The organism is Pseudonocardia sp. CA-142604, assembly GCF_050948475.1.
In the GTDB taxonomy this organism is placed as follows: domain Bacteria; phylum Actinomycetota; class Actinomycetes; order Mycobacteriales; family Pseudonocardiaceae; genus Pseudonocardia; species Pseudonocardia alaniniphila.
The window spans coordinates 5,342,038-5,367,392 of record NZ_CP192045.1; the positions used below are offsets into that span (position 1 = coordinate 5,342,038).

The following is a 25,355-nucleotide window of genomic DNA, read 5'->3' on the forward strand; positions in this document are numbered from 1 at the left end:
GGCAGGTGGTGACTGGGTGCGGATGTCAGGCTGCACAGTGGACACGGTAGCGGCCGGGGGAGGCGTCCATCGCGCTGCGGCCTCCGGCCGTAGGCTGGGCGGATGACCGATCGCGAGCCGGAAACCGGAGCGGAGAACGAACTGCCCCGCCTCGTCGACCCGGTGCTGATCGCCGCGTTCGAGGGGTGGAACGACGCCGGGGAGGCGGCCAGCACGGCGCTGGAGCACCTGGAGCTGAGCTGGGACGCCGAACCTTTGGTCTCGATCGACCCGGAGGAGTACTACGACTTCCAGGTCACCAGGCCGCATGTGCGGCATGCCGGAGGTGTCACGCGCAAGATCGAGTGGCAGACCACCCGGCTCTCGGTGGCCACACTTCCCGGCACCGACCGGCACGTCGTGCTCGTCAACGGAATCGAGCCCAACCTGCGGTGGCGCACCTTCTGCGCCGAGTTGCTGGGCTATGTCGAGAAGCTCGGTGTGACAAAGGTCATCACCCTCGGCGCCCTGCTCACCGACACGCCGCACACCCGGCCCACGCCGGTCAGCGGGATCTCCTACGACGTGTCCTCCGCGGGCGACCTGCAGGTGGAGCCGTCGAGCTACCAGGGACCCACCGGGATCGTGGGTGTCTTCCAGAACGCCTGTGTCGAGGCGGGCATCCCCGCGGTGTCGTTCTGGGCGGCGGTGCCGCACTACGTGTCGCAGGCCCGGGTGCCCAAGGCCGCCGTCGCGCTGCTGCACCGCGTCGAGGAGCTGCTGGACGTGGAGGTCCCCCTCGGGGGTCTTCCCGAACAGGCGGAGGAGTGGGAGCGCACCGTCTCGGAGATGGCGGAGGCGGACGACGAGGTGCGTGAGTACGTACGTCAGCTCGAGGAGCAGGCCGAGGCCGACGCCGACGTCCTCCCCGAGGCCGACGGCGACGCCATCGCCGCCGACTTCGAGCGTTACCTGCGCCGGCGCGGCACCGGGGGCTCGGGCAACTGATAGATCCACCGCTATCCCGCACTTCCCCCCGCACTCGCCTCGCCAGAGCTGGTCTCTACGCCGGAGCAGCCCTGGGCCCCTTCGGAGGCGGGATCACCGTCGCGATGCTGCCGGAGCTCGGCGCGTCGTTCGACGTGTCGGCGGCCACGGCGTCCTTGTCGATCACGGCCTACACGGCGCCGTTCGCCGTCGCGATGCTGGTGTCGGGCACGCTTGGCGAGCGCTGGGGACGCCGCCGAACGGTCACCCTCGCCTACATCGCGTACCTGATCACGTCGGTGGCGTGCCTGCTCGCGCCCACGCTGCCGCTGTTCCTCGCGGCTCGCGCGTTGCAGGGAGCCGCGAACGCGTTCACCACTCCCCTGCTGCTCGCCGCGCTGGCCAGCAGCGTGCCCGCAGGACGCCTCGGCCGGGCGCTCGGCTGGTTCGGCTCGATGCAGGCGGTGGGCCAGACCTCCGCGCCGCTGGTCGGCGGGCTCGCGGCCGAGGCCGACTGGCGAATCGCATTCGCCGGTGTGGCGGCGGTGGCCGGCGCGCTCGCGGTCGTCGGTGTTCCGGCGAGCAATGCGCAGCTGGGAGAACGGCCCAGTCTCCGCACGGCATGGCAGCCCTCGGTGCTGCGCGCCGGCGTGGTGGCGGCGGTCGGGTGGGGCTGCATCTCCGGGCTGAACTTCCTGGTGGCTCTGCGGTTGGAGGAGGAGTTCGGCGTCGGCGCCGGCACGAGGGGCCTGCTGCTCACCTCACTCGGGGTCGCCGGCCTGCTCACGGCGCGGCTGGTCGGCGGCGGGATCGACCGGATCGGCGCCCGGCGCAGCGTCCTGCTCGGTGCCGGGCTCGGGGTGCTCGTCGTGATCGGAGTGGGTCTCGCACCGACCGTATGGCTGATCGGCGTCATCTGGGCGGTGGGCGGGGTCGCCACACAGTTCGTGCTCGTGGGTGTCAACGCCATGGTGCTGCGCCTCGCCCCGGAGAACACGGGCGGCACGATGTCGACGGTGTCTGCGGTGCGCTTCAGCGGAGCGGCCCTCAGCCCGGTGGTGATCACGCCCGTCTATCACGCGGAACCGCTGGCGGGCTTCCTGCTGCCGGCTGCTCTGCTGGCAGTGGCGGTCCCGACGCTGATCCCGCCCGAACGCCGCACCTGACGAGGCGCCTGACAGCCGCGACATGGACACATGACGTTGTTCGTACGCGCGAAGAACAGCGATACGTGTCCATGTCGCGGCAAGGTCACGATGCCCGGAGTGCCGCCTCTACCGTGTAGATCATCTTCCTGGGGTTGGCCAGCAAGTTGAGCATGGGTGAGATGACCGGCCGCAACGGCCTCCGAGCCCCGAAAGATCATGGGCACACGATCGGCGGGATGCCGTGCTGCGACGAACGCCTGTCCACACGCGGCGAGCCCGGAGGACAGGTGTCCCCAGAGTCGAGATTCCCCTTGCGCCGGCCGTGCATCCCCGTCCCGCCGGGGCCGGCGTCAGGGTTGGAGCGTGGTCAGGAGGGCTCGGGCGTAGGCGCGTTCGGCGTCCACGTCGATGTGGCGTTCCTCGCCGTCAGGCCCGCTGATCACCACGGCGAACCCGTCGCCCACCGGCTCCAGCCGCCGAAACCGGGGGCCGAGGGCGGCGCGCAGCTGCCCCTCCGACGGCAGCCACACCACGGCTTCCTGCTCCACGCTGTCCAACGCCCGTTCGGTGGTGCCGTTGAAGCGCAGCAGCCGGCCGGTGGGCGCCTCGTGGACGTCGACGGTCAGCTCGCTCACGACGAACACGTCCGCGTCCATCCCCCGGTCAGGGATCACGAACCGGTCGCCCGAGGCCGGGTTCCACGGGAGCCCTGCGGCGCGCAGCCGCAGCGCCAGTTCGACGGTGATCACTTCCCGGTCAGCCCGAGGTCGCGGCGTGGCGGCGCAGGTCGTCGAGGTCGACCCAGTCGAGGGTGCGGACGTGCGTGGCCTCCAGCACCACGGGCGGCGCGACTCCCGCTTCGAGCGCCTCGGCCCAGCGGGAGGCGCAGACGCACCAGCGATCGCCCGGCTGCAGTCCGGCGAAGCCGTACTCGGGGCGCGGGGTGGACAGATCGTTGCCGCGTTCGGCGCTGAACCGGAGGAACTCCTCGGTGACCATGGCGCACACGGTGTGCACGCCTGCGTCTTCCGCGTCGGTCTCGCAGCAGCCGTTGCGGGTGAAGCCGGTCATGGGGTCGGTGCTGCAGGTCTGCAGCTCGCCGCCCAGCACGTTGCCCGCCATGTGCTCTACCCAACCAGAACGGGTAGGCCGACGACATGACGCAATCGCCGCATCCCGACCCGGAACCGCCCCGCCCACCCGGCGTACCGGAGCGGGACCTGGAGATCCCGATCGACACAGGCGACAAGGAAGTGCCGGACGACACGGACGTGCAGCCCGACGCGGGAACGGTCGAGCCGCCGGACTGAGGTCGTGCCCCGCCGGCGGCCCGAGCTCCCTACAGCGCCACCCCGAGCAGCGCGTCGACGGCGTCGCGGACGAGAGCGGGCGCGTTCGCGTCGCCGCCGCGCCGCTCGAGCGCTTCCTCTGCCCACGCGTCGACAGCGGCCAGAGCCGCGGGGGTGTCCAGGTCGTCGGCGAGGTGGGTGCGCAGCCGGAGCACGAGGTCCTCGGCGCTGGGCCCGGCATCGAGGGCGGCGGCTTGGCGCCAGCGGGCGAGCCGGGCCTCCGCCTGTGCGAGCAGGTCGGCAGTCCACGGCCGGTCCTCGCGGTAGTGGCCCGAGAGCAGCGCGAGGCGGATGGCGGCCGGGTCGACGCCTTCCGCCCGGAGCTTCGAGACGAAGACCAGGTTGCCGCGCGACTTGGACATCTTCTCGCCGTCGAGGCCGATCATCCCGGTGTGCGTGTAGTGCCGGGCGAACGGGTGCTCGCCGGTGAACGCCTCGGCGTGGGCGGCTCCGAACTCGTGGTGCGGGAAGATCAGGTCGGACCCGCCGCCGTTGAGGTCGATCTGGGTGCCGAGCCGGTTGAGCGCGATCGCGGCGCACTCGACGTGCCATCCGGGCCGTCCCGGCCCCAGGTCCGACGGCCATGACGGCTCGTCCGGGCGCGCCATGCGCCACAGGAGGGCGTCGGCGGGGTGCCGCTTGCCTGGTCGGTCCGGGTCGCCCCCGCGCTCGCGGGACAGCTCGATCATCGTGGCTTCGTCGAGGTTCGACTCGTAGCCGAAGTGACCGGTGACGGAGCTGTCGAAGTAGACGTCCGGGTACTCCGGGTCGTCGATCCGGTACGCCGCTCCCGAGGCGAGAAGCTTGCCGACGAGCTCGGCGATCTCCCCCATCGCCTCCACGGCGCCGATGTAGTGGCGCGGGGGAAGCACCCGCAGCGCCTCCATGTCCTCGCGAAAGAGCGCCGTCTCGCGCATGCCGAGCACGACCCAGTCGTCATGGTCGCGGGCGGCACGCTCCAGGAGCGGGTCGTCGATGTCGGTGACGTTCTGGACGTAGTGCACGTCGTGGCCCAGATCCCGCCACAGCCGGTTGACCAGGTCGAACGCCAGGTAGGTGGCGGCGTGGCCAAGGTGCGTGGCGTCGTACGGGGTGATCCCGCAGACGTACATCGTGGCGGTGGGCCCGGGCGCGGTCGGGCGGATGCGGCCGGTGGCGGTGTCGTGCAGGCGCAGCGGCGGACCGCCGCCGGCGAGCCGTGGGACGTCGACGGTTGCCCAGGTTTGCATGACGAACAACTTACGCGTTCAGGACGGCCGACCCGCCACCGTCGTCGCCCGCTTCACTGCCAACCGGCAGGCAGCCTCGCCTCGATGTCGCGCAGGTGCCGTCTCGCGCAGTCCGGGCAGAGCCAGCGCACTTGCCCGTCGGGCTCCCGCTCGTGCACCCAGGTCAGGGTGGCTGCGGTGCCGTTCTCGCAGATGGTGTGGCAGTGGTGACAGGTGGGCACGCACACAGCATGCACGCTTGCCCAGCACGGGCGGCGTCTGCCAGTCTGAGGCAAGTCGTCTAGACCAAACATCTAGCCGGGTAGGAGTGCAGTTGCGGACCGTCATCGGCATCGACATCGGTGGCTCCAAGACCCACGGCGTCCGCTCCGTGGACGGAGTGCCGGTGGGCGAGGCGGTCGCCGGGAGCGCGAACATCGCGGCTGTCGGCGTCGCCGAGGCGGGGCGCCAACTCGACGCGCTGATCGCCCACCTCGATCCTGCGGGCGTCGACGCCGTGTGCGCGGGGGCAGCAGGCGCCGACGGAGCCGACTCGATCGGAGCCCTGGAACGCCTTCTCACGGAGCGCGTGCCGGGTGCGAGCGTGCTGGTCGTGCACGACGCACGGCTCGTCCTCGCCGCGGCAGGGCTCGACGCGGGGGTCGCCCTGATCTCCGGCACCGGCTCGGTGGCCTGGGGATCGCGTGCCGACGGCTCCGAGGCCCGCGCCGGGGGCTGGGGCCACCTCCTCGGCGACGAGGGCAGTGGCTACCGCATCGCGCTCGACGCCGTACGGCATGCCCTCGACCGGATGGACGCCGGGGCGCCGGTCGACGCGCTCACCACCGCGCTGCTGGAGCGCTGCGGCCTCGCGGCGCGTGAGCAGCTCATCGACCACGTCTACGCCACGCAGGACCGGCGGTACTGGGCAGGTCAGGCAGGCGCCGTCGTCGAGCTGTCCGGTGCCGGTGACTCCGCTGCCGCCGTGATCCTCGAGGAGGCCGCCGACGCGCTCGCCGCGCTGGCCGGGCGGGTACTCGACCGGCTGGGGAACCCCGGGCCGGTCGTGCTCGGTGGTGGCGTCCTCGTGCACCAGCCGCTACTGCAGGAGGCGGTCCGCAACCGGCTGCCGCACGTCGAGGTCCGGGTGCTCACCGAGGCGCCGGTGGCCGGTGCCGTACGGCTCGCGGCCACGCTCGACACGGCGAGTTCCGAGCAGCCGCGGCTCGTCGCGGGTGCCGGGGAGCCGCGGGCATGACGGCCGTGGCAGCGCAGCGCCCTGGCCGCCTCATGGCGGCGGAGATCGCCGAACAGCCCGCTGTCTGGCGCAGGCTGCTGGCAGAGGGGCCAGGTGCCGGGCTGGACGCCGCGGCCGCGGAGATCCGCCGTCGCGCGCCACGCACCGTGCTGTTCGTGGCCCGCGGCACCAGCGACCACGCCGCGCTCTATGCCAAGTACCTCGTCGAGATCGGCCTCGGGCTTCCTGCGGGGCTCGTCTCCCCCTCGACGATGACGGCCTACGGCGCCCGGCCCGACCTGCGCGACGTGCTGATGATCGGGGTCAGCCAGTCCGGCGGCTCGCCGGATCTCGTCCGGTCGCTGGAGGTCGCCCGTGCCCAGGGCGCGCTGACGGTCGCGGTCACCAACGACGCCGACTCCGCCCTCGCCCGTGTCGCCCACGTCCACGTCGACGTGCTGGCCGGCGCGGAACGGTCGGTGGCCGCCACGAAGTCCTACACGGCCCAGCTGCTCGCGCTGTACCTGCTGCTGGACCGGGTGCGGCAGGCCGGCGAGGGCGGACAGGGCGGTGAGCTCGCCGCTGCGCTGCCCGACCTGGCCGACGGCGTGCTGGCCCGGGACAGCGAGATCGCCGCGATCGCCCAGCGCTACCGGTTCGCCCAGCGGATGATCACCACCGCCCGTGGTTACTCCTACGCCACTGCGAGGGAGGCCGCGTTGAAACTGATGGAGACGGCCTACGTGTCCGCACAGGCGTTCTCGGGCGCCGACCTGCTGCACGGGCCGCTCGCGCTCGTCGACCCCCAGGTGCCGGTGCTCGCCGTGATGGCCGAGGGCGTCGGTGGCACCGCGATGGAGCAGGTGCTGCCCCGCCTGGCCGAGCGCCGGGCCGACGTGTGCTGTGTGGGGCACCCGGCAGCCGTGGCGCAGGCCGCGGCAGGCTTCGCGTTGCCGGCCGGTGTGCCCGAGGCGCTGTCCCCGTTGCTGGAGATCATCCCGTTCCAGCTGCTCGCCCTGCACATGGCCGTCGCCCGCGGCGGCGACCCGGATGCTCCCCGCGGCCTGAGCAAGATCACGGAGACGCTGTGAGCGCAGGTCCCGCGAGAACGGGTACCGCAACGACGCTCCTGGCCGCCGACACGGTCGTCACCCCCACGGCGGTCGGGCCGGGATGGGTCGAGCTCGCCGGCAGCAGGATCGCCTCCGCAGGCATGGGCGCCCCACCCCGCCGCGCCGACGTGGACCTCGGCGACGCCGTGCTGGTCCCGGGTTTCGTCGACATGCACGTCCACGGCGGAGCAGGGGCGGCGTTCCCCGACGGCGACCCCGAGCAGGCCTTGCAGGCGGTGCGGTTCCACCGGGCGCACGGGAGCACCACGATGATGGCGAGCCTCGTCGCGGCATCGCCCCCGCAACTGCTCCGCGCGGTGGACGCACTCGCCGATCTCGTCACGGACGGCGAGCTCGCCGGCGTGCACCTGGAAGGACCATGGCTGGCCGCCGCCCGCTGCGGCGCCCACGATCCGGGGCAGCTACGCGATCCCGACCCGAAGGAGCTGAACCGGCTCCTGCGCGCCGGTGACGGCGCCGTGCGGATGGTGACGCTGGCGCCCGAACGGGCGGGCGGGCTGAACGCCGTGCGGCGGATCTCCGACGCCGGCGTCATCGCCGCGCTGGGCCACACCGACGCCAGCTACGCGCTCACACGCTCAGCGGTCGCCGCGGGTGCGCGCGTGGGAACGCACCTGTTCAACGCGATGGCGCCGGTGCACCACCGCGAGCCCGGGCCCGCGGTCGCCCTCCTCGAGGACGCCAGGGTGACCGTCGAGCTGGTGACGGACGGACTGCACGTCCACCCGGCCCTGTGGGAGCACGTCCTGCGGAGCACGAACGGGCAACGGGTGGCGGCCGTGACGGACGCGATGGCGGCCGCGGGGATGCCCGACGGCGAGTACCACCTCGGGACGTTGCGGGTGGCGGTGACCGATCGGGTGGCGCGGGTGGCCGACACCGGCACCATCGCCGGCAGCACGGCCACCACCGATGCCCTGTTCGCCAACATCGTGCGGCACGCGGCGTTGCCCCGCGAGGAGGCGCTCTCGCGGGCCGTCGCGATGACGGCGGAGACGCCGGCGCGGGCGCTCGGGTTGACCGAGGTCGGGGCGATCGCGCCCGGCCGGCGGGCGGATCTCGTCGTGCTCGACCCCGATCTGCGCGTGCGGGATGTCTACCGGGCCGGAATCCGGCTCAGCTCCCTGCCACTCGCCGGGTGAGAGCCCCGGAACTCACCGGTGGATCGGTGAGCTCCGGGGCCGGTCAGCGACGGGTGCGCAGGTAGTCCGACACCACCTCGGCGCCGAGACCGTCCAGCGTGGGTGCGACCACTCGGCCGCCGCAGCGGCGGGCCACGTCGTCGATGAAGGCCGCCAGCCGCGGGTCGTCACCGAGCATGAAGAACGTGAACGACGCCTGCAGCCCGGTGAGCCGGTCGACCTCGGCCACGGTGGCCCGCAGCGTCTCCCGGCTCGGTGGCCAGTGGAACAGCGCCTCACCGTCGGGTTCGAGGTGCGCCGTGGGCTCGCCGTCGGTCACGACGAGGACGACGGGCTGTGCGTCGGGGTTGCGGCGCAGGTGCTGCCCGGCGAGCAGCAGCGCGTGGTGCAGGTTGGTGCCCTGCTCCCACACGCCCTCCAGCCCGACGAGCTCCCCCAGCTCCACCGACCGGGCGTGCCGGCCGAAGGTGATCAGCTTCAGGTCGTCGCCACGGAAGCGCGTGGAGATCAGCTGGTGCAGCGCGAGCGCCGTGCGCTTCATCGGCACCCAGCGCCCGTCCTGCACCATCGACCACGACGTGTCGACGCACAGTGCCACCGCCGCGCGGGAGCGCTGCTCGGTCTCGACGATCTCCACGTCGGTGACGTCGAGCACCCGTGGGTCCCCGGCCGCCTGACGCAGCTGCGCGTTGAGGAGCGTCCTCGGCACGTTCCACGCCTCGGTGTCGCCGAACGCCCAGGGCCGGGTGGCCCCGGTGGCCTCGGCCGACGCGCCGGACCGGTGCGTCTCCCGCTCCCCGCGCCGAGCGCCGATCTTGTCCACCACGTCGCGCAGCGCCGCCTCACCGAGACGCCGGAGCGCCTTCGGCGACAGCTGCAGCGACCCGTCCGGCGCCCGCTCGAACAGGCCTTGGCGCTCCAGCTCGCGCTGCAGGTCGGCCAGCGCGCGGGCGTCGACCCGTGCCTGGTCGCCCAGGTGCTCGCCGAGGGCGTCGAGGTCGATGTCCTCCATCCGCGCGCCCGGGTAGCTCTGGGAGAGCTGCTCGGCCAGCGCGTCGAGCTGCCCGAGCTGTTCCATCGCACGGGTCGCCTCGCCCATGCCGAGCGGGTTGTCGCCCCGGAACCGGCCCTGCCCGTCCCAGTCCTCGCCCGGCCGCAGGCCCTGCAGCTGCGCGTCGAGCTGGGCCAGCGCCTGCGCGAGCCGCGGGTCGCCGAAGGCCTGCTGCGAGAGCTCCATCAGCTCGGCCCGCTGCTCGGGCGTCATCGAGTTCAGCATCCGCTGGGCCGCCGCTGCCCGCTGCGCGAGCAGGTCGACGAGCTCCTCGGTGTTGCGCGGGTTCTCCGGGAAGAACTCGCCGTGCTTCTGCATGAACTCCTGGAACTGCTGGCTGGTGTCCTGTCCGGCCGCGTGGTTCGCGAGCAGGTTGTTGAGGTCGTCGAGCATCTCCCGGATGCGCTCGACGTCCTGCGGCGTGGCGTTCTCCATCGCCTGCTTCATGCCCGCGAAGCGCTGGTCGAGCATCTCGCGTCCGAGCAGGTCGCGGATCTCCTCGTAGGCCTCACGGGCGTCGCTGGACTGCCAGTCGTAGGAGTCGAGCTCACGCACGGCCCCGCCCGTGTCGGACGGCAGGGCGTCGAGCTGCATCTCGCGGAACCGCGCGTCGTCGGTGTCCTGGCGCCCGAGCGTGTCGCGCTCGGCGTCGAGGGCTCGCCGGAGCAGCTCGCGGACCTCCTGCAACGTGCCGTCGAGCCGGTTCTCCCGCTGCAGCCGGCTGCGCCGCTGCCAGACCTCGCGGGTGAGCTCGTCGAGCCCGCGCCGGTTCTCCATGCCGCGGCGGAGCAGTTCCTGGAGAGCCGAACGTGGCGAGGCCCCCTCCATGATGTCGCGACCGATCTCGTCCATCGCGGCCCGGAGGTCGACCGGCGGCGCGAGCGGGTCGGGCCCGTCGGTGTAGGGCCCGTAGGCGTAACGGCGCTCGCGTCTAGCCATAGCTCACCGTGTCACCGTCGTCGGACTCGTCCTTGGCCAGGCGCCGGGTGAGGAACAGCAGCTCGAGCGCCAGCTCGGCGGCGCTCGCCATCGGGCCGGGGTTCTCGGTGCCGCCCGCGTCGAGCCGCTTGGCCACCTCGGTGAGGACCTCGACGGTGGGCAGCGCCGCCACCACCTCGTGGGCGGCCACGCGCTCCCCCGTGCGCACGGGCGAGCCGGAGACGGCCTCGGCGAGCGGGTTGAGGTCGATGCCGCGCAGACGGGCCCGGGCGGTGTCGGCGGTGGCCCGGCGCAACAGGTGCTCCAGGTGCTCGGATTCGCGCCCCTCCTCGCCGGAGGCGAACTCGAGCTTGCCCCGCAGCACGGCGGGCACCGACTCCAGGTCGACGGGACGTGCCACGGCGCGCTCCTCGCCGGTGATCGCGGCCCGGCGCAGAGCGGCCGCGGCGACCGTCTCGGCGGCGGCGACGGCGAACCGCGCCGACACACCCGACCCCTGGTCGACCGCGCTCGACTCGCGCAGCGACCGCGTGAACCGGGCGACGATCTCGATCAGGTGTCGAGGTACCTCGGCCGAGAGCTCGGCCTCCTGCCCGACCAGGGCGATCTCGTCGGCGAGCTCCAGCGGGTAGTGGGTACGGACCTCGGCCCCGAAGCGGTCCTTGAGCGGGGTGATGATCCGCCCGCGGTTGGTGTAGTCCTCGGGGTTGGCCGACGCGACCAGCAGCACGTCCAGTGGCAGGCGCAGCGTGTAGCCGCGCACCTGGATGTCGCGCTCCTCCATCACGTTGAGCAGCGACACCTGGATGCGCTCGGCGAGGTCGGGCAGCTCGTTGATCGCCACGATCCCGCGGTGGGCGCGGGGAACGAGGCCGTAGTGGATGGTCTCGGGGTCGCCCAGCGAGCGGCCCTCGGCGACCTTGACGGGGTCGACGTCGCCGATGAGGTCGGCGACGGCCGTGTCGGGGGTGGCGAGCTTCTCGGTGTAGCGCTCGTCGCGGTGACGCCACGCGACGGGCAGGTCGTCGCCCAGTTCGGCGGCGCGGCGCCGGGACGCGGGGGTGATGGGGTCGTAGGGGTGCTCGCCGAGCTCGGAGCCCTCGATGACGGGGGTCCACTCGTCGAGCAGGTTGACGATGGAACGCAGCAGCCGAGTCTTACCCTGGCCGCGCTCGCCCAGCAGCACGACGTCGTGCCCGGCGATCAGTGCGCGCTCGAGTTGCGGGAGAACGGTCGACTCGAAGCCGACGATGCCGGGCCACGGGTCGCGCCCGTCCCGGAGCGCGAGGAGGAGGTTCTGGCGGATCTCGTCCTTGACACCACGAAGCTCGTGGCCGGACGCCCGGAGAGCACCGAGGGTGCGGGGAAGATCATGGGACACGTAATCAACGTTACGCCGCGATCCACGCCCTCCGCGCGTGGGCACGAGGCCCCAAGCCCGATCTTGACCTCAAGTCGAGTTCAGATCTTACGGTCATCGCCGCAGGTCACTGGACATGAGGAGAATCATGAAGGCGATCCGGCAGTACGAGTTCGGACCGGCGGACAACCTCCGGTTCGAGGAGGTCCCCGATCCCGTACCCGGCGAGGGTCATGTGCTCGTCCGGGTGGCCGCCGCCGGCGTGCACCTGCTCGACACGTTCATCCGGGCAGGCATGACGGACGGCCCCTTCCCGCCGCCGCAGCTTCCGATGACACCTGGCCGTGAGGTGTCGGGCGTCGTCGTGGCGGTGGGGCCCGGCGTGGAGCCCAGTTGGGTGGGACGCCAGGTGGTGGCCCACCTGGGGATGGCCAGTGGCGGGTACGCCGAGCTCGCACTGGCCCCGGCCGCTGCGCTGCACCCGCTGCCCGACGGCCTCACGCCCGAGGCGGCGGTCGCGATGATCGGCACCGGACGCACGGCGCTGGGAATCCTCGACGCCGCCGAGATCGTCGCCGAGGACGTCGTGCTGGTTCCCGCGGCCGCGGGCGGCTTGGGGACGCTGTTCGTCCAGGCCGCGCGGGCCGCGGGTGCCACCGTGGCGGGACTGGCCGGCGGGCCGGACAAGGTGGCACGAGTCCGCGCGCTCGGGGCAGACGTCGCCGTCGACTACCGGGCGGCGGACTGGCGCGACGAACTCCTCGCCGCACTCGGCGAGCGCAAGCCGACGCTGCTGCTCGACGGCGTCGGCGGCGAGGTGGGCCGGGCGGGGCTGGAGATGCTCGACATCGGAGGCCGGATCGTGATGTTCGGCTGGTCGGCCGGCGAGCCCACGCAGTTCACCACCGCCGACGTCGTGGCGGGAAGCCTGTCGATCGTGTGGGTCACCGGGCCGCGCATGCTGCGCCGCTCCGGCGGGCTCCGGCGGCTCGAGACCCGCGCCCTGGCCGAGGCCGCAACCGGCCGGCTGGTTCCGGTGGTGAATCCACCGTTCCCACTCGCCGACGCGGCACAGGCTCACACCGCGTTGGAGGAACGGGTCACCACGGGCAAGGTCGTTCTCACCCCGTGATCATCACGTGATCACCAGCCGACGGGTCTCGACAGTCACGCCGGCAACACGGTCCGTGGCCGGATCGGGGAACTGAACCAGCCACTGCGGAACCATCGGGTGAGCACATTCCGCAGCATCACTTCTCGTTGCAGTCGAGCCCGCCCGGAGGTGTGCCGGTTCCGTACTTCTCCCGCCCGATCGGTTTCAGTCGAATGAGGACGGATCGGGGGTGAACCGCAGCCGCCGGCACACGATGTCGTGGGCCACATCGGTGAGCAGGCGCTGCTCGCTGAACGCATAGGCGCGCATTCTCGCGAGCGCCTCCGTTGCGCTGATCCCGAGCTGCGCCAGGACCATGCCGGTGGCCTGGTGGACCTCCGCCCGGTTCCCGATCGCGGGGTCGAGCCACGGGCCGTCACCGGGGTCGGTGTGGGATCCGAGCATCATCGACGTGGCGGCGCTCGCGGCGCGCAGCGCGTCCCTGCACTGGTCGGGCGGCAGCGACCCCGGCGTCCGGCGGTACAGGTGGAGCACGCCGAGGTTGACCGGACCCCACTGGAGGGGCAGCGCGAAGAGGGCCCTGGCCGGGGTCCGCTCGACGACCGCGGCAGCGAAGACCGGCCAGCGGCATGCATCGGCGGTGTCGCAGACATCCGGGACGAGCACCGGACGACCGGACGCCGCGGCCTCCGTACAGGCCCCTTCTCCGAGGCTGAACTCGAGGTCGTCGAGCAGGGTGGCGGTGCCGTCGCTGGCCCAGAGCATCTCGCGCGCGACGCTTGCCGGCCGGAGCATGAGCGCCGCCCCGTCGACGTCCTGACCGGTCAGGCACGCCCGGCAGACCCGCTCGGCGAGGTCGCGGTCGTCGCGGACGGTTCCGGCGCCCGCCAGCACCGCCCTGGTCACCGGGCCGACCTGACCGTCGGCCGGGCCACTCATCCGCTGCACGAGACGCCACTCGATGGGCTTGCCACCGTGTTCCCTTTCGGACGGAGCTCGCTTGTGGACCAGCACGGTACGTCACTCGTCCCACGGACAGATGGCCCGGGTGGACACGAACGCCGCAAACGGTCTGCTCCAGGCAGCGGAGCGCAGCGGGGAGGTCGCCGCGTAGCTCGATCTCGGAATCGATAGTATTTGGCTCGGATTCGGCGCTCGACCCGATCTCGGGTACCTTCCTCGATCCGTATACCAACGGACCTTGTAATGTTTTCGAAAGGTCCGGCGAGGAAGTAGTGTCAGCCGTTCTGACGATGATCCGGACATGCCGGACAGGGGTTGGTCCGAGAGCGTTCTTGGGCAAGGAGAAACGGGCGATGAGTGAAACGATCAGTGGCCGCGAGGGTCTCTTGAGCAAGGCCTTCGTCGGGCTCGCGGACGCCCTCATCGACGACTACGACATCGTCGACCTCCTGAACCAGTTGGTCGGCCACTGCGGCACGCTGTTCTCCGTCGACGCCGTGGGCATCCTCCTGGCCGACTCTCAGGGCTTCCTGCAGGTCGTGGCCTCGTCGGACGAGGACGTGAGCCAGATGGAGCTGCTGCAGCTCCAGGCCGACGACGGCCCCTGCGTCGAGTGCGTACGCACGTCGAGCCCGGTGGCCGTGCCGGACCTCGCCGAGATGGACCACCGCTGGCCGGCGCTCACCGAGGCGATGCGGACGCGTCGGCTCTACAGGGCGGTGTACGCGGTGCCGCTGCGGCTGCGTGGCACGGCGATCGGCGCGATGAACCTCTTCCGCTGGGCGCCCGGTGCGCTGCCCGACGACGACCTGGCCCTGGCCCAGGCGCTCGCCGACGTGGCCACGGTGGCGATCCTCCAGGAACGAGCAGTCCGACGCGGGGAGGTGCTGATCGAGCAGCTCCAGACCGCCCTGAACAGCCGCGTGATCATCGAGCAGGCCAAGGGCGTGCTCGCCCAGCACGGCGGGCTGACCATGAGCGCGGCCTTCGAGCGCCTGCGCAGCCACTCTCGCAACCGCAACCAGCGCATCAGCGAGGTCGCCCGGCGGATCGTCGAAGGCGACCTCGAGCTCAGCGCGCTCGACGCGCCCCGCACCGGGTAGCGCACCTGCGGTCCGCACCAGGACCGCACGGGGGAACACCCCACCGGCATCCGGGGGCGCACCGGCTCATCAACGGGCCCGCACCCGCGCAGGCTCGCCGCATGACCACCGACACGGCCCTGCCTGACGACACTGCTCTGCCCGACGCCCCCGATCTGCCCGACGGATCACCGCGGTCCGTGAGCGACTACGCGCAGCTGTCGCGCCGGATCGCCGCCGCCGGTCTGCTGGATCGCAGGCCCGGCTACTACGTGATCCGCTTCCTTCTCGTCGGTGCGCTGATCGCCGGGACGATCGCCACGTTCGTCCTGCTCGGGAACTCGCCATGGCAGTTGCTCGTCGCCGCGGCCGCCGCCGTGGTGTACGGACAGGTCGCGCTGCTCGCCCACGACGTGGCGCACCGGCAGGTCTTCCGGACCAGACGGCCCGCCGTGATCGCCGGCAGACTGCTCGGCAACCTCGGCATCGGGATGTCCTACGGCTGGTGGATGGACAAGCACACACGCCACCACGCGAACCCCAACCACGAGGGACTCGACCCCGACGTGGAGGCAGGGGCGCTGGCCTGGACCGGTGAGCAGGCCTCGGCGGCCCGCGGCGTCACCCGGTTCGTGAACCGCCACCAGGCGCTGCTGTTCTTCCCGCTGCTCACCCTGGCCGGTATCGACCTGCGCCGGAGCAGCGTGCGGGGGTTGCTGGGCGAGCGCGGCGCGATGGTGCGCGGGCGCAGGCTGGAGCTCTGCCTGCTCGCCGCGCACGCCGTCGGGTACCTGACTGCCCTGTTCGTCGTGCTCCCCCCGGCTCTCGCGATCGGCTTCTTCGTGGTGCACCAGGCCCTGTTCGGCGTGTACCTCGGCTCGATCTTCGCGCCCAACCACAAGGGGATGGCGATGCCCGAGGAGCGCCTGGACTTCCTGCGCAAGCAGGTGATCACCTCGCGGAACGTGCGGGGCGGCTCCCTCACCGACGGCCTGCTGCACGTGGCGATGGGCGGGCTCAACCACCAGATCGAACACCACCTGTTCCCGAGCATGCCGACGCCGAACGTTCGCCGCGCGCGCTCGATCGTCCGGAGCTTCTGCTCCGAGATCGGGGTGCCCTACCACGAGACGACCTTGGTGCGGTCCTGGGCGGAAGCGCTGGGACAGCTGCGCCGCGCCAGCGCGCCGTTGCGCGCAGAGCGCGGGTGACCGGAACGTTCACGACAGGCGCCGCGCGGAGGGAGAGGCTGCTCCCATGACCGTGCATCCGAGGATCGACCTCTCCGCCGCCCGCGACTTCATGGCGACCCACGCCCGCCTGCTCGACCGCCACAGGTTCCGGCTGATGCTCGGTGAGGGCGGCCCGCAGGCCGCCCTGGCCGCACTGGAGGCCTACCGCAACGCCGACGGCGGGTACGGCTGGGGGCTGGAGCCGGACCTGCGGTCGGGTACGAGCCAGCCCGGGGCGGCACTGCACGCCTTCGAGGTGTTCGCAGAGACCGGGCCGGCGACCTCGCCCCGCGCCGCCGCGCTGTGCGACTGGCTGGAGTCGGCCTCGCTCGCCGACGGCGGCCTACCCTTCGCCCTTCCGGTGAGCGATCCGGCAGGGACGGCGACGTGGTGGGCGCAGGCCGACCCGCGGACGTCGTCGCTGCAGATCACCGCGATCGTCGCCGCCGTCGCGCTGGAGGTGGCCCGGCACGACCCGGCCGTCGCCGCGCATCCGTGGCTCGCGGCGGCGACGCGGTACTGCCTCGATGCCATCCGGACGATGACCGATGCCCCGCACGCGCTCGTGCTGGCCTTCGCGTTGCGGTTCCTCGACGGCGTGCACGACACGGAGCCCGCTGCTGCCGCTCTCGTCGAGAAGCTCGGCGTCCACGTGCCGGCGAGCGGCGTCATCCCGGTCGAGGGTGGCACCGCGAACGAGGTGATCCGTCCGCTGGACATCGCCCCCGTGCCGGGACGCCCGGTGCGGGCCCTCTTCGCGTCCGAGGCCGTGGCCGCGGATCTGGATCGGCTCGCCGCTGCCCAGCAGGACGACGGCGGCTGGCGGGTGGAGTACGCGCAGTTCTCGCCCGCCGGCGCCCTCGACTGGCGCGGCCACGCCACGGTGTCGGCGGTGACGGTCCTGCGGGCGAACGGGCCGGCGTGAGCTGGTCCGAACGAGCCGGGTCAGGGGCAGAGCAGCAGGGCGGTGGGTAGTGCCACCAGCGCAGCCGCAACGAGCCGGACGAGCACCCGGACCGCGGGCGGCAGGGGCGGCGGCGGGGCCGTGATCCGGCCCAGCCGGTCGTCCAGCCCGTCGGTGAAGGAGCTCAGAGCGGCCGCCGGAGCGGCACCACCCATCGTCCGCAGCGCCCCTGTCAGCTCGTGCGGGGTGACCGAGCTTGCTGCCACGTCGTCGGCACGCATCTCGATCAGCGTGGCCACCGCCAGCTGCGCACAGACCATCCCCCGGATGAACGGCGCCGTGGCCCCCCACGCGACGAACGGGAGCACCACGAGATCGTGGCGCTCTCGCAGGTGGGCCCGCTCGTGGGCGAGCACGGCCTGCACGGCGGGTGGGTCCAGGACGTCGAGGACCCCGGCGGAGAGCACGAGCCGCGACCGCAGGCCGGGCAGGCAGTACGCGACCGGAATCGGATGGTCGAGCACATGGGCGCCGGGGACGGCAGGCCACGGCGTGCCCAGCAGGTCGAGCAGGTCACGATGGCGGCGGCGGGCCCGCACGGTCCGTACGGCGACCGCCGCCAGCACCCATAGCAGCCGCAGCGCCAGCGCCAGCGCCGCCAGCAATGCGATGAAATGGACGAGCGTGAGCGCCCGGGGAACCTCGCCGGCCGCCAGTGCGTCGAGAGCCCCGGACGCGGCGACCGGCAGCGTCGGCCCAAGCGGCGAGAGGCCGTACACCACGCCGGAGCCGAGCAGCGCCAGCCCGCCGGCGAGCCCGACCGCCTGCCAGACGAGCAGGGCGCCGACGGGGTCGCGAGCAGGCCACTGGGCGGCTGCGAGCGCTCTGCTGGCCGGCTCGGCGAGGAGAACGCCGAGCACGAGCAGACCGAGCGCGGTAAGCGTCATCGGTAGCAGATTGGTTCAGTCGAGCAGCTTGCGCAAAGCGGCACGCTCGTCAGCGGCGATCGTGCCGAGGAAACGAGCCAGCGCAGCCCCCCGGTCCGGCGCCGCGTCCAGCGCGTCACGCATGAGCTCGGCCACGTGATCCTCACGGCTCGCCACCGACCGGTAGCGGTGAGCCCGGCCCTCCCGTTCCCGGGTGACGAGGCCCTTGCGCTCCAACCGCCCGAGCACCGTGAGCACCGTGGTGGTGGCCAGGTCGCGGCTGGCCAGCGCCTCCTGCACATCGCGCGCGGTGACAGGTCCGGTGGCCGACCACAGGGTCTCCATCACGGCCCGTTCCAGTTCCCCCAGTGTCGGCACTCATCCATTCTACTTCAGGTAGAAGGCTTCCGGGGACCTCCATCTGGGGATCTCCACAACGAGTCTTTACCCCCGGGCAACAGATGTCGACGATCACGCGACGGCCCGTGGCCGACCTCACTCGGCTCCCGACGCCGAAGGCATAGTTGGGGCCATGGCTGACGCGGGCGGCATCCGTTTGGGTACGGCGCGGGGGCGATGGGTGCTCCTCACGACAGTGCTCGGATCGAGCCTCGCGATGATCGACAGCACCGTGGTGAACGTGGCGCTGGCACACATCGGCGCCGAGTTCGACGCCGGCTTCGTTGCGCTGCAGTGGACCGTCAACGCGTACACGCTCACCCTCGCCTCGCTGATCCTGCTCGGAGGGTCGCTCGGTGACCACTTCGGGCGTCGCCGCATCTTCGTCATCGGCGTCGTGTGGTTCGCCGTGGCGTCGCTGCTGTGCGGGCTCTCCCCGAACGTCGAGACGCTCATCGTGGCCAGGGCGCTGCAGGGCGTCGGCGGGGCGCTCCTCACGCCCGGCAGCCTGGCGCTGATCTCGGCGTCGTTTCACGGACCGGACCGGGCCGCTGCTGTCGGCGCCTGGTCGGGCCTCGCCGGGATCGCAGGCGCCATCGGGCCCTTTCTCGGCGGTTGGCTCGTGGAGTGGAACTGGCGGGCGGTGTTCCTCATCAACCTCCCGCTGGCCGTGCTCGTCGTGGTGGTGGCGCTGCGGCACGTACCGGAGAGCCGCGATACCGAGTCCGTCCCCGGCCTGGACATCTCCGGCACGGCGCTCGCCGTGCTCGGCCTCGCCGGCCTGACCTACTCGCTCACCGGGCTCAGCGAACGCGGAGCGACGCCGGACCTGATCATCGGACTGGCCGTCGGGATCCTGGCGCTGGTCGCGTTCGTGCTGGTGGAGCGGCGTTCGCAGCACCCGTTGGTGCCACCCGAGCTGTTCCGCAACCGGACGTTCAGCGCCACCAACGCGGTGACGCTGCTGATCTACGCCGCCAACGGCGTGGTGTTCCTGCTGTTGGTGCTGCAACTGCAGACCGTCGCCGGCTTCAGCCCGCTCGCGGCCGGCACATCCCTGCTGCCCGTCACGGTGATCATGCTGGCCTGCTCCGCACGCGCCGGAGCCCTCGCCGGGCGGATCGGGCCGCGGTTGCCGCTGACGATCGGTCCGCTGATCAGCGCGGCAGGCTTGCTGCTCATGCTGCGGATCGGTGCCGACGCGACATGGCTGACCGACGTCCTGCCCGCCGTGGTCGTCTTCGGCGCGGGCCTGGCGCTGACCGTGGCGCCGCTGACCGCCACCGTGCTCGACAGCGCCACGGACCGCTACGCAGGCTCGGCGTCGGGCGTGAACAACGCGGTCGCCCGGGCGGCGGGACTGCTGGCGGTGGCCGTGATCCCCGGTGCCGCCGGCATCCGTGGTGACGACTACGCCGACCCTGCATCCCTCGATGAAGGGTTCAGTACCTCGATGGTGATCGGGGCGGCCCTGCTGGTGGGGGCGTCGCTACTGGCGTTCGCGGTGGTCCGGCGCCCGCTGCGCGCGGCGGAAGCCGATCAGACCGATGACGGCGTCCCGCACCGGGTGCCGATAGAGGACTACCCACACTGTGGTGTCGTCGCCCCGCAGGTGTGCCCCCAGGCGGAGCAGGGGCGCGACTGAGCCGAGATACGCGAAGGCCGCCACGCCCCGGGCTCGGCGCGTGGCGGCCTCGTGAGGTGTCAGCTCATGCGGTTCAGCGGAGCTTCAGCGCCTCCGCGAGCTCACGCAGGGCGGGGAGCGGGTCGTCGGCGTTGGGCAGCACCTGTGCACACACGTGGTCGGCACCCGCGTCGAGGTGCTCGGTGAGCCGGGCGGCCACGGCGTCGGCGTCGCCGTGGGCGACGAGAGCGTCGATCAGTTGGTCGCTTCCGCCGTCGGCCACGTCCTCGTCGCTCCACCCCAGCCGCTTGAGGTTGGACACGTAGTTGCGCAGGCCGAGGTAGGGCTTCGCGACGACAGGACGCCCGATGGCACGGGCGCGCTCCGGGTCGGTGTCGAGCACGATCTTGTGCTCGGGCGCGAGCAGCGTGCCCTCACCGAGGATCTTCCGCGCCTCACGGGTGTGCTCCGGGGTGGTCAGGTACGGGTGGGCACCCGCCGTCCGCTCGGCGGACAGGGCGAGCACCTTGGGCCCCAGCGCGGCGAGCGCGCGGCCCTCCACCGGCACCTTCGCGATGTCGAGGCGGTCGAGGTAGTCGACGATCGTGTCGTAGGGCTTCCGGTACTCCGTGATCGCCTCGGGGTGTCCGATCCCCACTCCGAGCAGGAAGCGGCCGGGGTACGCCGCCTCGATCCGGTGGTAGGACGCTGCCACCTCCTCGGCGGGGGTCGTCCACATGTTGACGATGCCGGTGGCCACGGCGATGTGCTTCGTTGCGGCGAGCATCGACTCCGCGAGAGCGAGGTCCCCGGGAGGCGAGCCGCCGATCCAGATGGCGCCGTAACCCAGCGCCTCCACCTCCGAGGCAAGATCAGGGCTGAGCCCGGTCGCGCCCCGCCAGATTCCGTACCGCCCGAGTTCTACCGTCATGTCGGCGCCAACCGCCCCGCGTCCCGGCGCATTCCGGGCACTGTCGGTGGTGGCGCATAGGGTCACGCCGTGAACCGAGAGCTCACCACTCGGGCCGCTCCGCTGCGGATGCGTCCGCGGGTGGTCGTGCCCGCCGACACGCGTCTTCCGCGCGACGCCCCGGCCGGCACCGAGGCGGTGATCGTCGGCGGCGGGGTGGCCGGAGTCACAGCCGCGGTCGTGCTCGCCGAACGCGGCGTGTCGGTCACGCTGCTGGAGGCCGCATCCACGCTCGGCGGTCGCCTCGGCGCGTGGCCCCACACCCTGCCCGACGGCACGGAGCAGGTGGTCGAGCACGGTTTCCACGCCTTCTTCCGCCACTACTACACGTGGCGCTCGGTGCTGCGCCGGATCGACCCGGAGCTGAGCTTCCTGCGTCCGGTCAGCGGCTATCCGGTGATCTCCCGGGAGTACCCGCCCGAGCAGCTCACGGGGCTGCCCGGGGCGCCCCCGCTCAACCTGCTCACGCTGTTCGCCCGCTCCCCCAGCCTGGGCGTGCGTGATCTCCTCGGCTCCCGGCAGGCGCTGGCCGCCGAGCTGCTCGCGTACGACCGGGAGCGCACCACAGTGCTGTTCGATGCCGTACCGGCCTCGGAGTTCCTGGCCGGGCTACGGATGTCCGACCGCGCACTGGCGATGCTCTTCGAGGCGTTCGCGCGGTCGTTCTTCGCCGAGCCCGCGGCGCTGTCCTCGGCCGAGCTGATCGCGATGTTCCACTACTACTTCCTCGGCAACCCGGAGGGCATCGCCTTCGACGCGCCCGCCGCCGACCACCTCACCTGTATCTGGGAGCCCCTACAGGCCCTGCTGGAGAAGCGCGGCGCGGAGGTTCGCACGTCCACCTCGGCGAGCGCGATCGTCCCGGCCGACGGCCACCGCTGGCGCGTCGAGCTCTCCGACGGTTCCACGCTCGACACCCGCCACCTGGTGCTGGCCGTGCACCCTGGTGCCCTCCGCAGCCTGCTCGCGGGATCACCGCGCGCCGCCGAGGTCGCGCCGCGCCTGGCGAGGAAGGCGGCCGCGCTCCCCCTGGCCCCGCCGTTCGCCGTCACCCGACTCTGGCTCGGCTCCGACGTCGCGCCCGAGCGTCCCGTGTTCAACGCGGTCAGCCGGGAACCCACGCTCGACTCCGTCACCGTCTACTCCCGGCTGGAGCGGCCGTGCGCCGAGTGGGCGGCACGCACCGGTGGAGCCGTGCTGGAGCTGCACTCCTACGCCTGCTCCGCGCCCGACGCCCACACGGCCACCGCTCGCATGCGCGCCGAGCTCGCCGCACTGTGGCCGGAGACCCGCGACGCGCCTGTGGTGCACCTCCAGCAGCGGTTCGAGGCCACTGCCCCCACCTTCCCGCCGGGCGGTGCCGGCACCAGGCCCACGGTCAGCGGCGACGCCCGAGGAATCCGCGTGGCCGGCGACTTCGTGGACACGCCCTTCCTCACCGGCCTCATGGAGCGTGCATCGGCGTCGGGCGTGCTTGCGGCCAACGACGTGCTCGCCGAGGTCGGCGCCGGTCCGGAGGAGATCCTGAGCGTGCCGCAGCGCGGGTTGCTCGCCGGGCTGCTACCCCGCCGCTCCGCCGCGTGGCGCGGATGAGGATCGCGCTCGACCCCGGGCCGCGCGACGGCCCGGCGCGGATCCAGCGGCTCGACCACGACGGCGCGCCGCTCGGCTCCCCGGAGACGCTCGGGCCGCTGGCCCGCGTCGCCGACATGGAGCGTGAGAACGCTCCACGGTGGGTCGTCGCGCGAGCCCGCACCTATCGTCGGCTGCTCGCCGCCGGGGTACAGGTGGCGCGCGCCCACGACGTCGAGCTGGTGGAAGGGCTTCTCGTGGGAGCGGCGGGCCGCTTCGGAGATCCGCACGGGCTCGCCGCGGCCGTCGCCCGGCTCGATGGGCGCACGCCCGAGCCCGACCCGCCCGACGCGGACGACGGGCCGCCGGCCTTGTTCGAGACCGCGGCGGCCACCGACGAGCTGGCCGACCTGGTGGCCGTACACGCCGCGCAGCAGCAGGCCCTCGCCGCGGCCGCGCCGGGGATGCGGCTGCTGGCCGCAGCGGAGTCGGCCGGGATGCTCGTGGCCGAGGAGATGACCTGCCACGGGCTCCCGTGGCGGGCTGACGTGCACGACCGGCTGCTCACCGATCTGCTCGGCCCCCGCCCCGTTCTCGGTGGCCGGCCGCCGAAGGTGCAAGCGCTGGCCGACGAGGTGGTCGCCGCGTTCGGTGGCCGCGCGCTCAACCCCGACTCGCCTGCCGAGGTGATGCGCGCGTTCGCCCGGGTCGGCTACGAGCTGCAGACCACCCGGTCATGGGAGCTGCGGCAGATCGACCACCCGGCAGTGGAGCCGCTGCTCGCGTACAAGGAGCTCGCCAGGCTGCACTCCGCACACGGATGGTCGTGGCTGCGCAGCTGGGTCGCCGATGGCCGGTTCCGGCCCGAGTACGTGGTCGGCGGTGTCGTGTCCGGGCGCTGGGCCACCCGCGGCGGGGGTGCTCTGCAGATCCCGCGTGCCCTTCGCCCGGCCGTGCGCGCCGATCCGGGATGGCGCCTGGTCGTGGCCGACGCCGCCCAGCTCGAGCCCCGCGTGCTGGCAGCGCTGTCGGGGGATCATGCGCTCGCCCCCGGCGAGGACGACCTGTACTCCACACTCTCCGTCCGCGAGTTCGGCGGCGAACGCGCCACGGCCAAGCTCGCGCTGCTCTCGGCGATGTACGGACAGACCTCCGGCGGTGCCGGCGCGTTGCTGGCCACGCTGCGCAAGCGGTTCCCGGCGGCGATGGCCTACGTCGAGGACGCCGCGAAAGCGGGCGAGGAAGGCAGGCTCGTGCGCTCGCACCTCGGCCGCACGTGCCCGCCGGCACGGCCGGGCCACGAGCAGCCGGCGGCGGCACGGGCGCGTGGCCGGTTCACCCGCAACTTCGTCGTGCAGGCCACCGCGGCCGAGTGGGCGCTCGTGCTGCTGGCCGAGCTGCGGCTGTCGCTCCGTGCGGCCGGCAGCCCGGCGCAGCTGGTGTTCTTCCAGCACGACGAGGTGCTGCTGCACGTCCCTGCCGAGGCCGCTGAGGAGACCGCGGCAGCCGTCCGCGCGGCGGCGACGACAGCAGGCCGCCGGCTCTTCGGCGCGTCGCCGGTGCAGTTCCCGATGCACCCGCGGATCGTCGAGAGCTACGACGAGCGCTGACCAGCGCCGCCGGGGCCGGCGGTGGCCCGCCTTGTCCAGAGAAGCTCAACCGAATGGTTGACGATTCTCACCCGCGATCCCTATATTCAACCGAGTGGTTGAACGACTCGATGAGGTCTTCCACGCCCTCGCCGACCCGACGCGCCGGGCGATGGTGCGACGGCTCGCGGAGAGCGAGCAGACGGTCACCGAGCTCGCCGCCCCCTATCCGATCTCGCTCGCGGCCGCGTCGAAGCACGTCAAGGTGCTGGAGCGGGCCGGGCTGGTACGCCGCACCGTGCACGGCAGGCGGCACGTGTGCCGCCTGGATCCCGCACCGCTCGCCGCCGCCACCCATCACCTGCGGTTCTACGAGCAGTTCTGGACCGACCGTCTGGACGCCCTCGAAGCGTTCGTCACCACGCCCACGGAGGAAGCCCCATGACCCTCGTCCCGCACACGGTCTCGGTCTCCCGCACCATCGCGGCGAGCCCCGCCACGCTCTACGCCGCGTGGACCGAGCCCGAGCAGATGCGCCGCTGGTACGCCACGGTCGTCGACGCCGACGTGCGGGTCGGCGGTCGCTACCGCATCGAACTGCACGAGGCCGACGGCAGCGTCAACGGCTTCGTCGGTGAGTACCTGACGCTCGAGCCCCATTCCCGGATCGCCTTCACCTTCACCCATCACTCGCAGACGCCCGCTGACCAGATCAGCGACGAGACGGTGACCGTCACGTTTCGCGAGGTCGAGCCGGGCCGCACCGAGGTCACGGTCACCAACAGCTGGACCGGTCCCGAGTTCGAGCCCTCGTACTACGACACGCTCCGGGAGGGCTGGGAGGAGTGGATCAGCCGCCTGGAGAAGATCTTCTGAGCCCCACCCCGGGCTGGGCCCGCAGCGCCCGCTCCAGCGCCGTGCGCAACCAGGCGGTCAGCTCTCGCTCGTCCTGTGGACCCCGTATCAGAGCGGTGAGTATCAGGCCGTCGAGTGTGGCGGCCAGCTCGTCTGCCGATCGGTCGGGGTCCGTCGCTCCGAGCGACCGCACCAGGTCCGCGGCCAGGCGGCGGATCGTGTCGCCACCGCGCTGCAGCTCGGCACGCAGGTGCTCGTCACGCACGGCCGCGAGGGTCAGCTCGTAACGAGCCAGGGTGCGGTACCGCTCCCGCGTCACCATCGCGACGCAGACGGAGGCGAGCACCGCCGCGAGGCCCCCGACGTCCGTCGCTCCGGATTGCACGAATGGGAGGTCGACGCGCATGTCGATCTCCAGCAGCCGCTCGACGCACCCGGCGACCAGGGCGGAGCGGGTGCGGAAGTAGTACGAGGTGCTTCCGGGCGGGATGCCGGCGGCGGCGTCGACCGCGCGATGGGTGAGGCCGCGCATGCCCTGCTCCGCCAGGGCGTGCAGCCCCGCGTCGAGGATCTCCGTTCGTCGATCGCTCAA

The 25,355-nt window shown here is 72.5% G+C and carries 26 protein-coding genes; 15 read left to right on the forward strand and 11 right to left on the reverse strand.

Annotated elements, in window-relative coordinates; all coding sequences use genetic code 11:
* Positions 1–102: 102 nt before the first annotated feature.
* Positions 103–987: a PAC2 family protein gene (locus ACQPZQ_RS24190; protein WP_241038041.1), complete on the forward strand. Its 885-nt coding sequence runs from the start codon at positions 103–105 to the stop codon at positions 985–987.
* The gene (locus ACQPZQ_RS24195; protein ID WP_433299335.1) at positions 987–2,132 is read left to right on the forward strand and encodes an MFS transporter; all 1,146 of its coding nucleotides are present in this window, start codon (positions 987–989) and stop codon (positions 2,130–2,132) included. Before ACQPZQ_RS24190 ends, ACQPZQ_RS24195 begins: the two co-directional genes overlap by 1 nt.
* A gap of 332 nt (positions 2,133–2,464) precedes the next feature.
* On the opposite strand, the gene ACQPZQ_RS24200 is transcribed toward ACQPZQ_RS24195, so the two are convergent.
* On the reverse strand, positions 2,465–2,863 hold the full coding sequence (locus tag ACQPZQ_RS24200) for a hypothetical protein (protein ID WP_433284269.1): 399 nt from the start codon (positions 2,861–2,863) through the stop codon (positions 2,465–2,467).
* A 7-nt stretch (positions 2,864–2,870) separates the two neighbouring features.
* A complete protein-coding gene (locus ACQPZQ_RS24205; RefSeq protein WP_433284270.1) occupies positions 2,871–3,236 on the reverse strand; it encodes a DUF2237 family protein in 366 nt (121 codons plus the stop codon).
* A gap of 35 nt (positions 3,237–3,271) precedes the next feature.
* Between ACQPZQ_RS24205 and ACQPZQ_RS24210 the strand changes: the two genes are divergently transcribed.
* Positions 3,272–3,424 carry a hypothetical protein gene (locus tag ACQPZQ_RS24210; RefSeq protein ID WP_241038048.1) on the forward strand — a complete coding sequence of 51 codons (153 nt, stop codon included), beginning with the start codon at positions 3,272–3,274 and terminating at the stop codon, positions 3,422–3,424.
* A gap of 29 nt (positions 3,425–3,453) precedes the next feature.
* On the opposite strand, the gene mshC is transcribed toward ACQPZQ_RS24210, so the two are convergent.
* Together mshC and ACQPZQ_RS24220 are read right to left on the reverse strand one after the other, a co-directional pair.
* The gene (mshC, locus tag ACQPZQ_RS24215; protein ID WP_433284272.1) at positions 3,454–4,692 is read right to left on the reverse strand and encodes a cysteine--1-D-myo-inosityl 2-amino-2-deoxy-alpha-D-glucopyranoside ligase; all 1,239 of its coding nucleotides are present in this window, start codon (positions 4,690–4,692) and stop codon (positions 3,454–3,456) included.
* A gap of 53 nt (positions 4,693–4,745) precedes the next feature.
* Positions 4,746–4,913, reverse strand: a complete 168-nt coding sequence (locus tag ACQPZQ_RS24220) for a hypothetical protein (protein WP_433284274.1) — start codon at positions 4,911–4,913, stop codon at positions 4,746–4,748.
* Between the two features lie 92 nt (positions 4,914–5,005).
* Between ACQPZQ_RS24220 and ACQPZQ_RS24225 the strand changes: the two genes are divergently transcribed.
* Genes ACQPZQ_RS24225 through nagA form a run of 3 tightly spaced genes read left to right on the forward strand, consistent with a single transcriptional unit; the run spans position 5,006 to position 8,183 of the window.
* A complete protein-coding gene (locus tag ACQPZQ_RS24225) occupies positions 5,006–5,929 on the forward strand; it encodes an N-acetylglucosamine kinase (RefSeq protein WP_433284276.1) in 924 nt (307 codons plus the stop codon).
* Positions 5,926–6,999: an SIS domain-containing protein gene (locus tag ACQPZQ_RS24230; RefSeq protein ID WP_433284278.1), complete on the forward strand. Its 1,074-nt coding sequence runs from the start codon at positions 5,926–5,928 to the stop codon at positions 6,997–6,999. Before ACQPZQ_RS24225 ends, ACQPZQ_RS24230 begins: the two co-directional genes overlap by 4 nt.
* Positions 6,996–8,183 (forward strand): N-acetylglucosamine-6-phosphate deacetylase, encoded by a 1,188-nt coding sequence (gene nagA / locus ACQPZQ_RS24235; protein WP_433284280.1) that lies wholly within the window; start codon positions 6,996–6,998, stop codon positions 8,181–8,183. Before ACQPZQ_RS24230 ends, nagA begins: the two co-directional genes overlap by 4 nt.
* A gap of 43 nt (positions 8,184–8,226) precedes the next feature.
* Here the strand turns inward: nagA and ACQPZQ_RS24240 are convergent, their stop codons facing one another.
* Positions 8,227–10,173, reverse strand: coding sequence for a vWA domain-containing protein (locus ACQPZQ_RS24240; protein ID WP_433284282.1), 1,947 nt, complete (start codon positions 10,171–10,173; stop codon positions 8,227–8,229).
* On the reverse strand, positions 10,166–11,554 hold the full coding sequence (locus tag ACQPZQ_RS24245) for an ATP-binding protein (RefSeq protein WP_433284284.1): 1,389 nt from the start codon (positions 11,552–11,554) through the stop codon (positions 10,166–10,168). Before ACQPZQ_RS24245 ends, ACQPZQ_RS24240 begins: the two co-directional genes overlap by 8 nt.
* Before the next feature lie 127 nt (positions 11,555–11,681).
* Between ACQPZQ_RS24245 and ACQPZQ_RS24250 the strand changes: the two genes are divergently transcribed.
* Entirely contained in the window at positions 11,682–12,665 is a 984-nt protein-coding gene (locus ACQPZQ_RS24250; RefSeq protein WP_433284285.1) for a zinc-binding dehydrogenase, read from the forward strand.
* A 186-nt stretch (positions 12,666–12,851) separates the two neighbouring features.
* On the opposite strand, the gene ACQPZQ_RS24255 is transcribed toward ACQPZQ_RS24250, so the two are convergent.
* Positions 12,852–13,586 (reverse strand): GAF and ANTAR domain-containing protein, encoded by a 735-nt coding sequence (locus tag ACQPZQ_RS24255; protein WP_433284287.1) that lies wholly within the window; start codon positions 13,584–13,586, stop codon positions 12,852–12,854.
* A 377-nt stretch (positions 13,587–13,963) separates the two neighbouring features.
* Here ACQPZQ_RS24255 and ACQPZQ_RS24260 point away from each other — a divergent pair, with 377 nt between their 5' ends.
* From ACQPZQ_RS24260 to ACQPZQ_RS24270, 3 genes are all read left to right on the forward strand, one after another.
* Entirely contained in the window at positions 13,964–14,713 is a 750-nt protein-coding gene (locus ACQPZQ_RS24260) for an ANTAR domain-containing protein (RefSeq protein WP_433284289.1), read from the forward strand.
* Between the two features lie 101 nt (positions 14,714–14,814).
* Complete coding sequence (locus ACQPZQ_RS24265) at positions 14,815–15,903, forward strand: fatty acid desaturase family protein (RefSeq protein WP_433284291.1); 1,089 nt, start codon at positions 14,815–14,817, stop codon at positions 15,901–15,903.
* A 46-nt stretch (positions 15,904–15,949) separates the two neighbouring features.
* Positions 15,950–16,849, forward strand: a complete 900-nt coding sequence (locus ACQPZQ_RS24270; protein WP_433284293.1) for a hypothetical protein — start codon at positions 15,950–15,952, stop codon at positions 16,847–16,849.
* 20 nt (positions 16,850–16,869) lie between these two features.
* On the opposite strand, the gene ACQPZQ_RS24275 is transcribed toward ACQPZQ_RS24270, so the two are convergent.
* Together ACQPZQ_RS24275 and ACQPZQ_RS24280 are read right to left on the reverse strand one after the other, a co-directional pair.
* Positions 16,870–17,775, reverse strand: a complete 906-nt coding sequence (locus ACQPZQ_RS24275) for a M56 family metallopeptidase (protein ID WP_433284295.1) — start codon at positions 17,773–17,775, stop codon at positions 16,870–16,872.
* 15 nt (positions 17,776–17,790) lie between these two features.
* The gene (locus ACQPZQ_RS24280) at positions 17,791–18,132 is read right to left on the reverse strand and encodes a BlaI/MecI/CopY family transcriptional regulator (RefSeq protein WP_433284297.1); all 342 of its coding nucleotides are present in this window, start codon (positions 18,130–18,132) and stop codon (positions 17,791–17,793) included.
* Between the two features lie 154 nt (positions 18,133–18,286).
* On the opposite strand from ACQPZQ_RS24280, the gene ACQPZQ_RS24285 reads away from it, so the two are divergent.
* Entirely contained in the window at positions 18,287–19,798 is a 1,512-nt protein-coding gene (locus ACQPZQ_RS24285) for an MFS transporter (protein ID WP_433284299.1), read from the forward strand.
* 73 nt (positions 19,799–19,871) lie between these two features.
* Here ACQPZQ_RS24285 and ACQPZQ_RS24290 read toward each other — a convergent pair whose 3' ends face one another.
* Positions 19,872–20,708, reverse strand: a complete 837-nt coding sequence (locus ACQPZQ_RS24290; RefSeq protein WP_433284300.1) for an LLM class F420-dependent oxidoreductase — start codon at positions 20,706–20,708, stop codon at positions 19,872–19,874.
* A 69-nt stretch (positions 20,709–20,777) separates the two neighbouring features.
* Between ACQPZQ_RS24290 and ACQPZQ_RS24295 the strand changes: the two genes are divergently transcribed.
* From ACQPZQ_RS24295 to ACQPZQ_RS24310, 4 genes are all read left to right on the forward strand, one after another.
* Complete coding sequence (locus ACQPZQ_RS24295; RefSeq protein ID WP_433284302.1) at positions 20,778–22,340, forward strand: FAD-dependent oxidoreductase; 1,563 nt, start codon at positions 20,778–20,780, stop codon at positions 22,338–22,340.
* Positions 22,337–23,929 (forward strand): bifunctional 3'-5' exonuclease/DNA polymerase, encoded by a 1,593-nt coding sequence (locus ACQPZQ_RS24300; protein ID WP_433284304.1) that lies wholly within the window; start codon positions 22,337–22,339, stop codon positions 23,927–23,929. Before ACQPZQ_RS24295 ends, ACQPZQ_RS24300 begins: the two co-directional genes overlap by 4 nt.
* A gap of 94 nt (positions 23,930–24,023) precedes the next feature.
* Complete coding sequence (locus ACQPZQ_RS24305; protein WP_433284306.1) at positions 24,024–24,353, forward strand: ArsR/SmtB family transcription factor; 330 nt, start codon at positions 24,024–24,026, stop codon at positions 24,351–24,353.
* Complete coding sequence (locus ACQPZQ_RS24310) at positions 24,350–24,784, forward strand: SRPBCC family protein (protein WP_433284308.1); 435 nt, start codon at positions 24,350–24,352, stop codon at positions 24,782–24,784. The genes ACQPZQ_RS24305 and ACQPZQ_RS24310 overlap by 4 nt, the downstream gene beginning before the upstream one ends.
* Here the strand turns inward: ACQPZQ_RS24310 and ACQPZQ_RS24315 are convergent.
* Positions 24,759–25,355 (reverse strand): TetR/AcrR family transcriptional regulator, encoded by a 597-nt coding sequence (locus ACQPZQ_RS24315; protein ID WP_433284310.1) that lies wholly within the window; start codon positions 25,353–25,355, stop codon positions 24,759–24,761. The genes ACQPZQ_RS24310 and ACQPZQ_RS24315 overlap by 26 nt on opposite strands.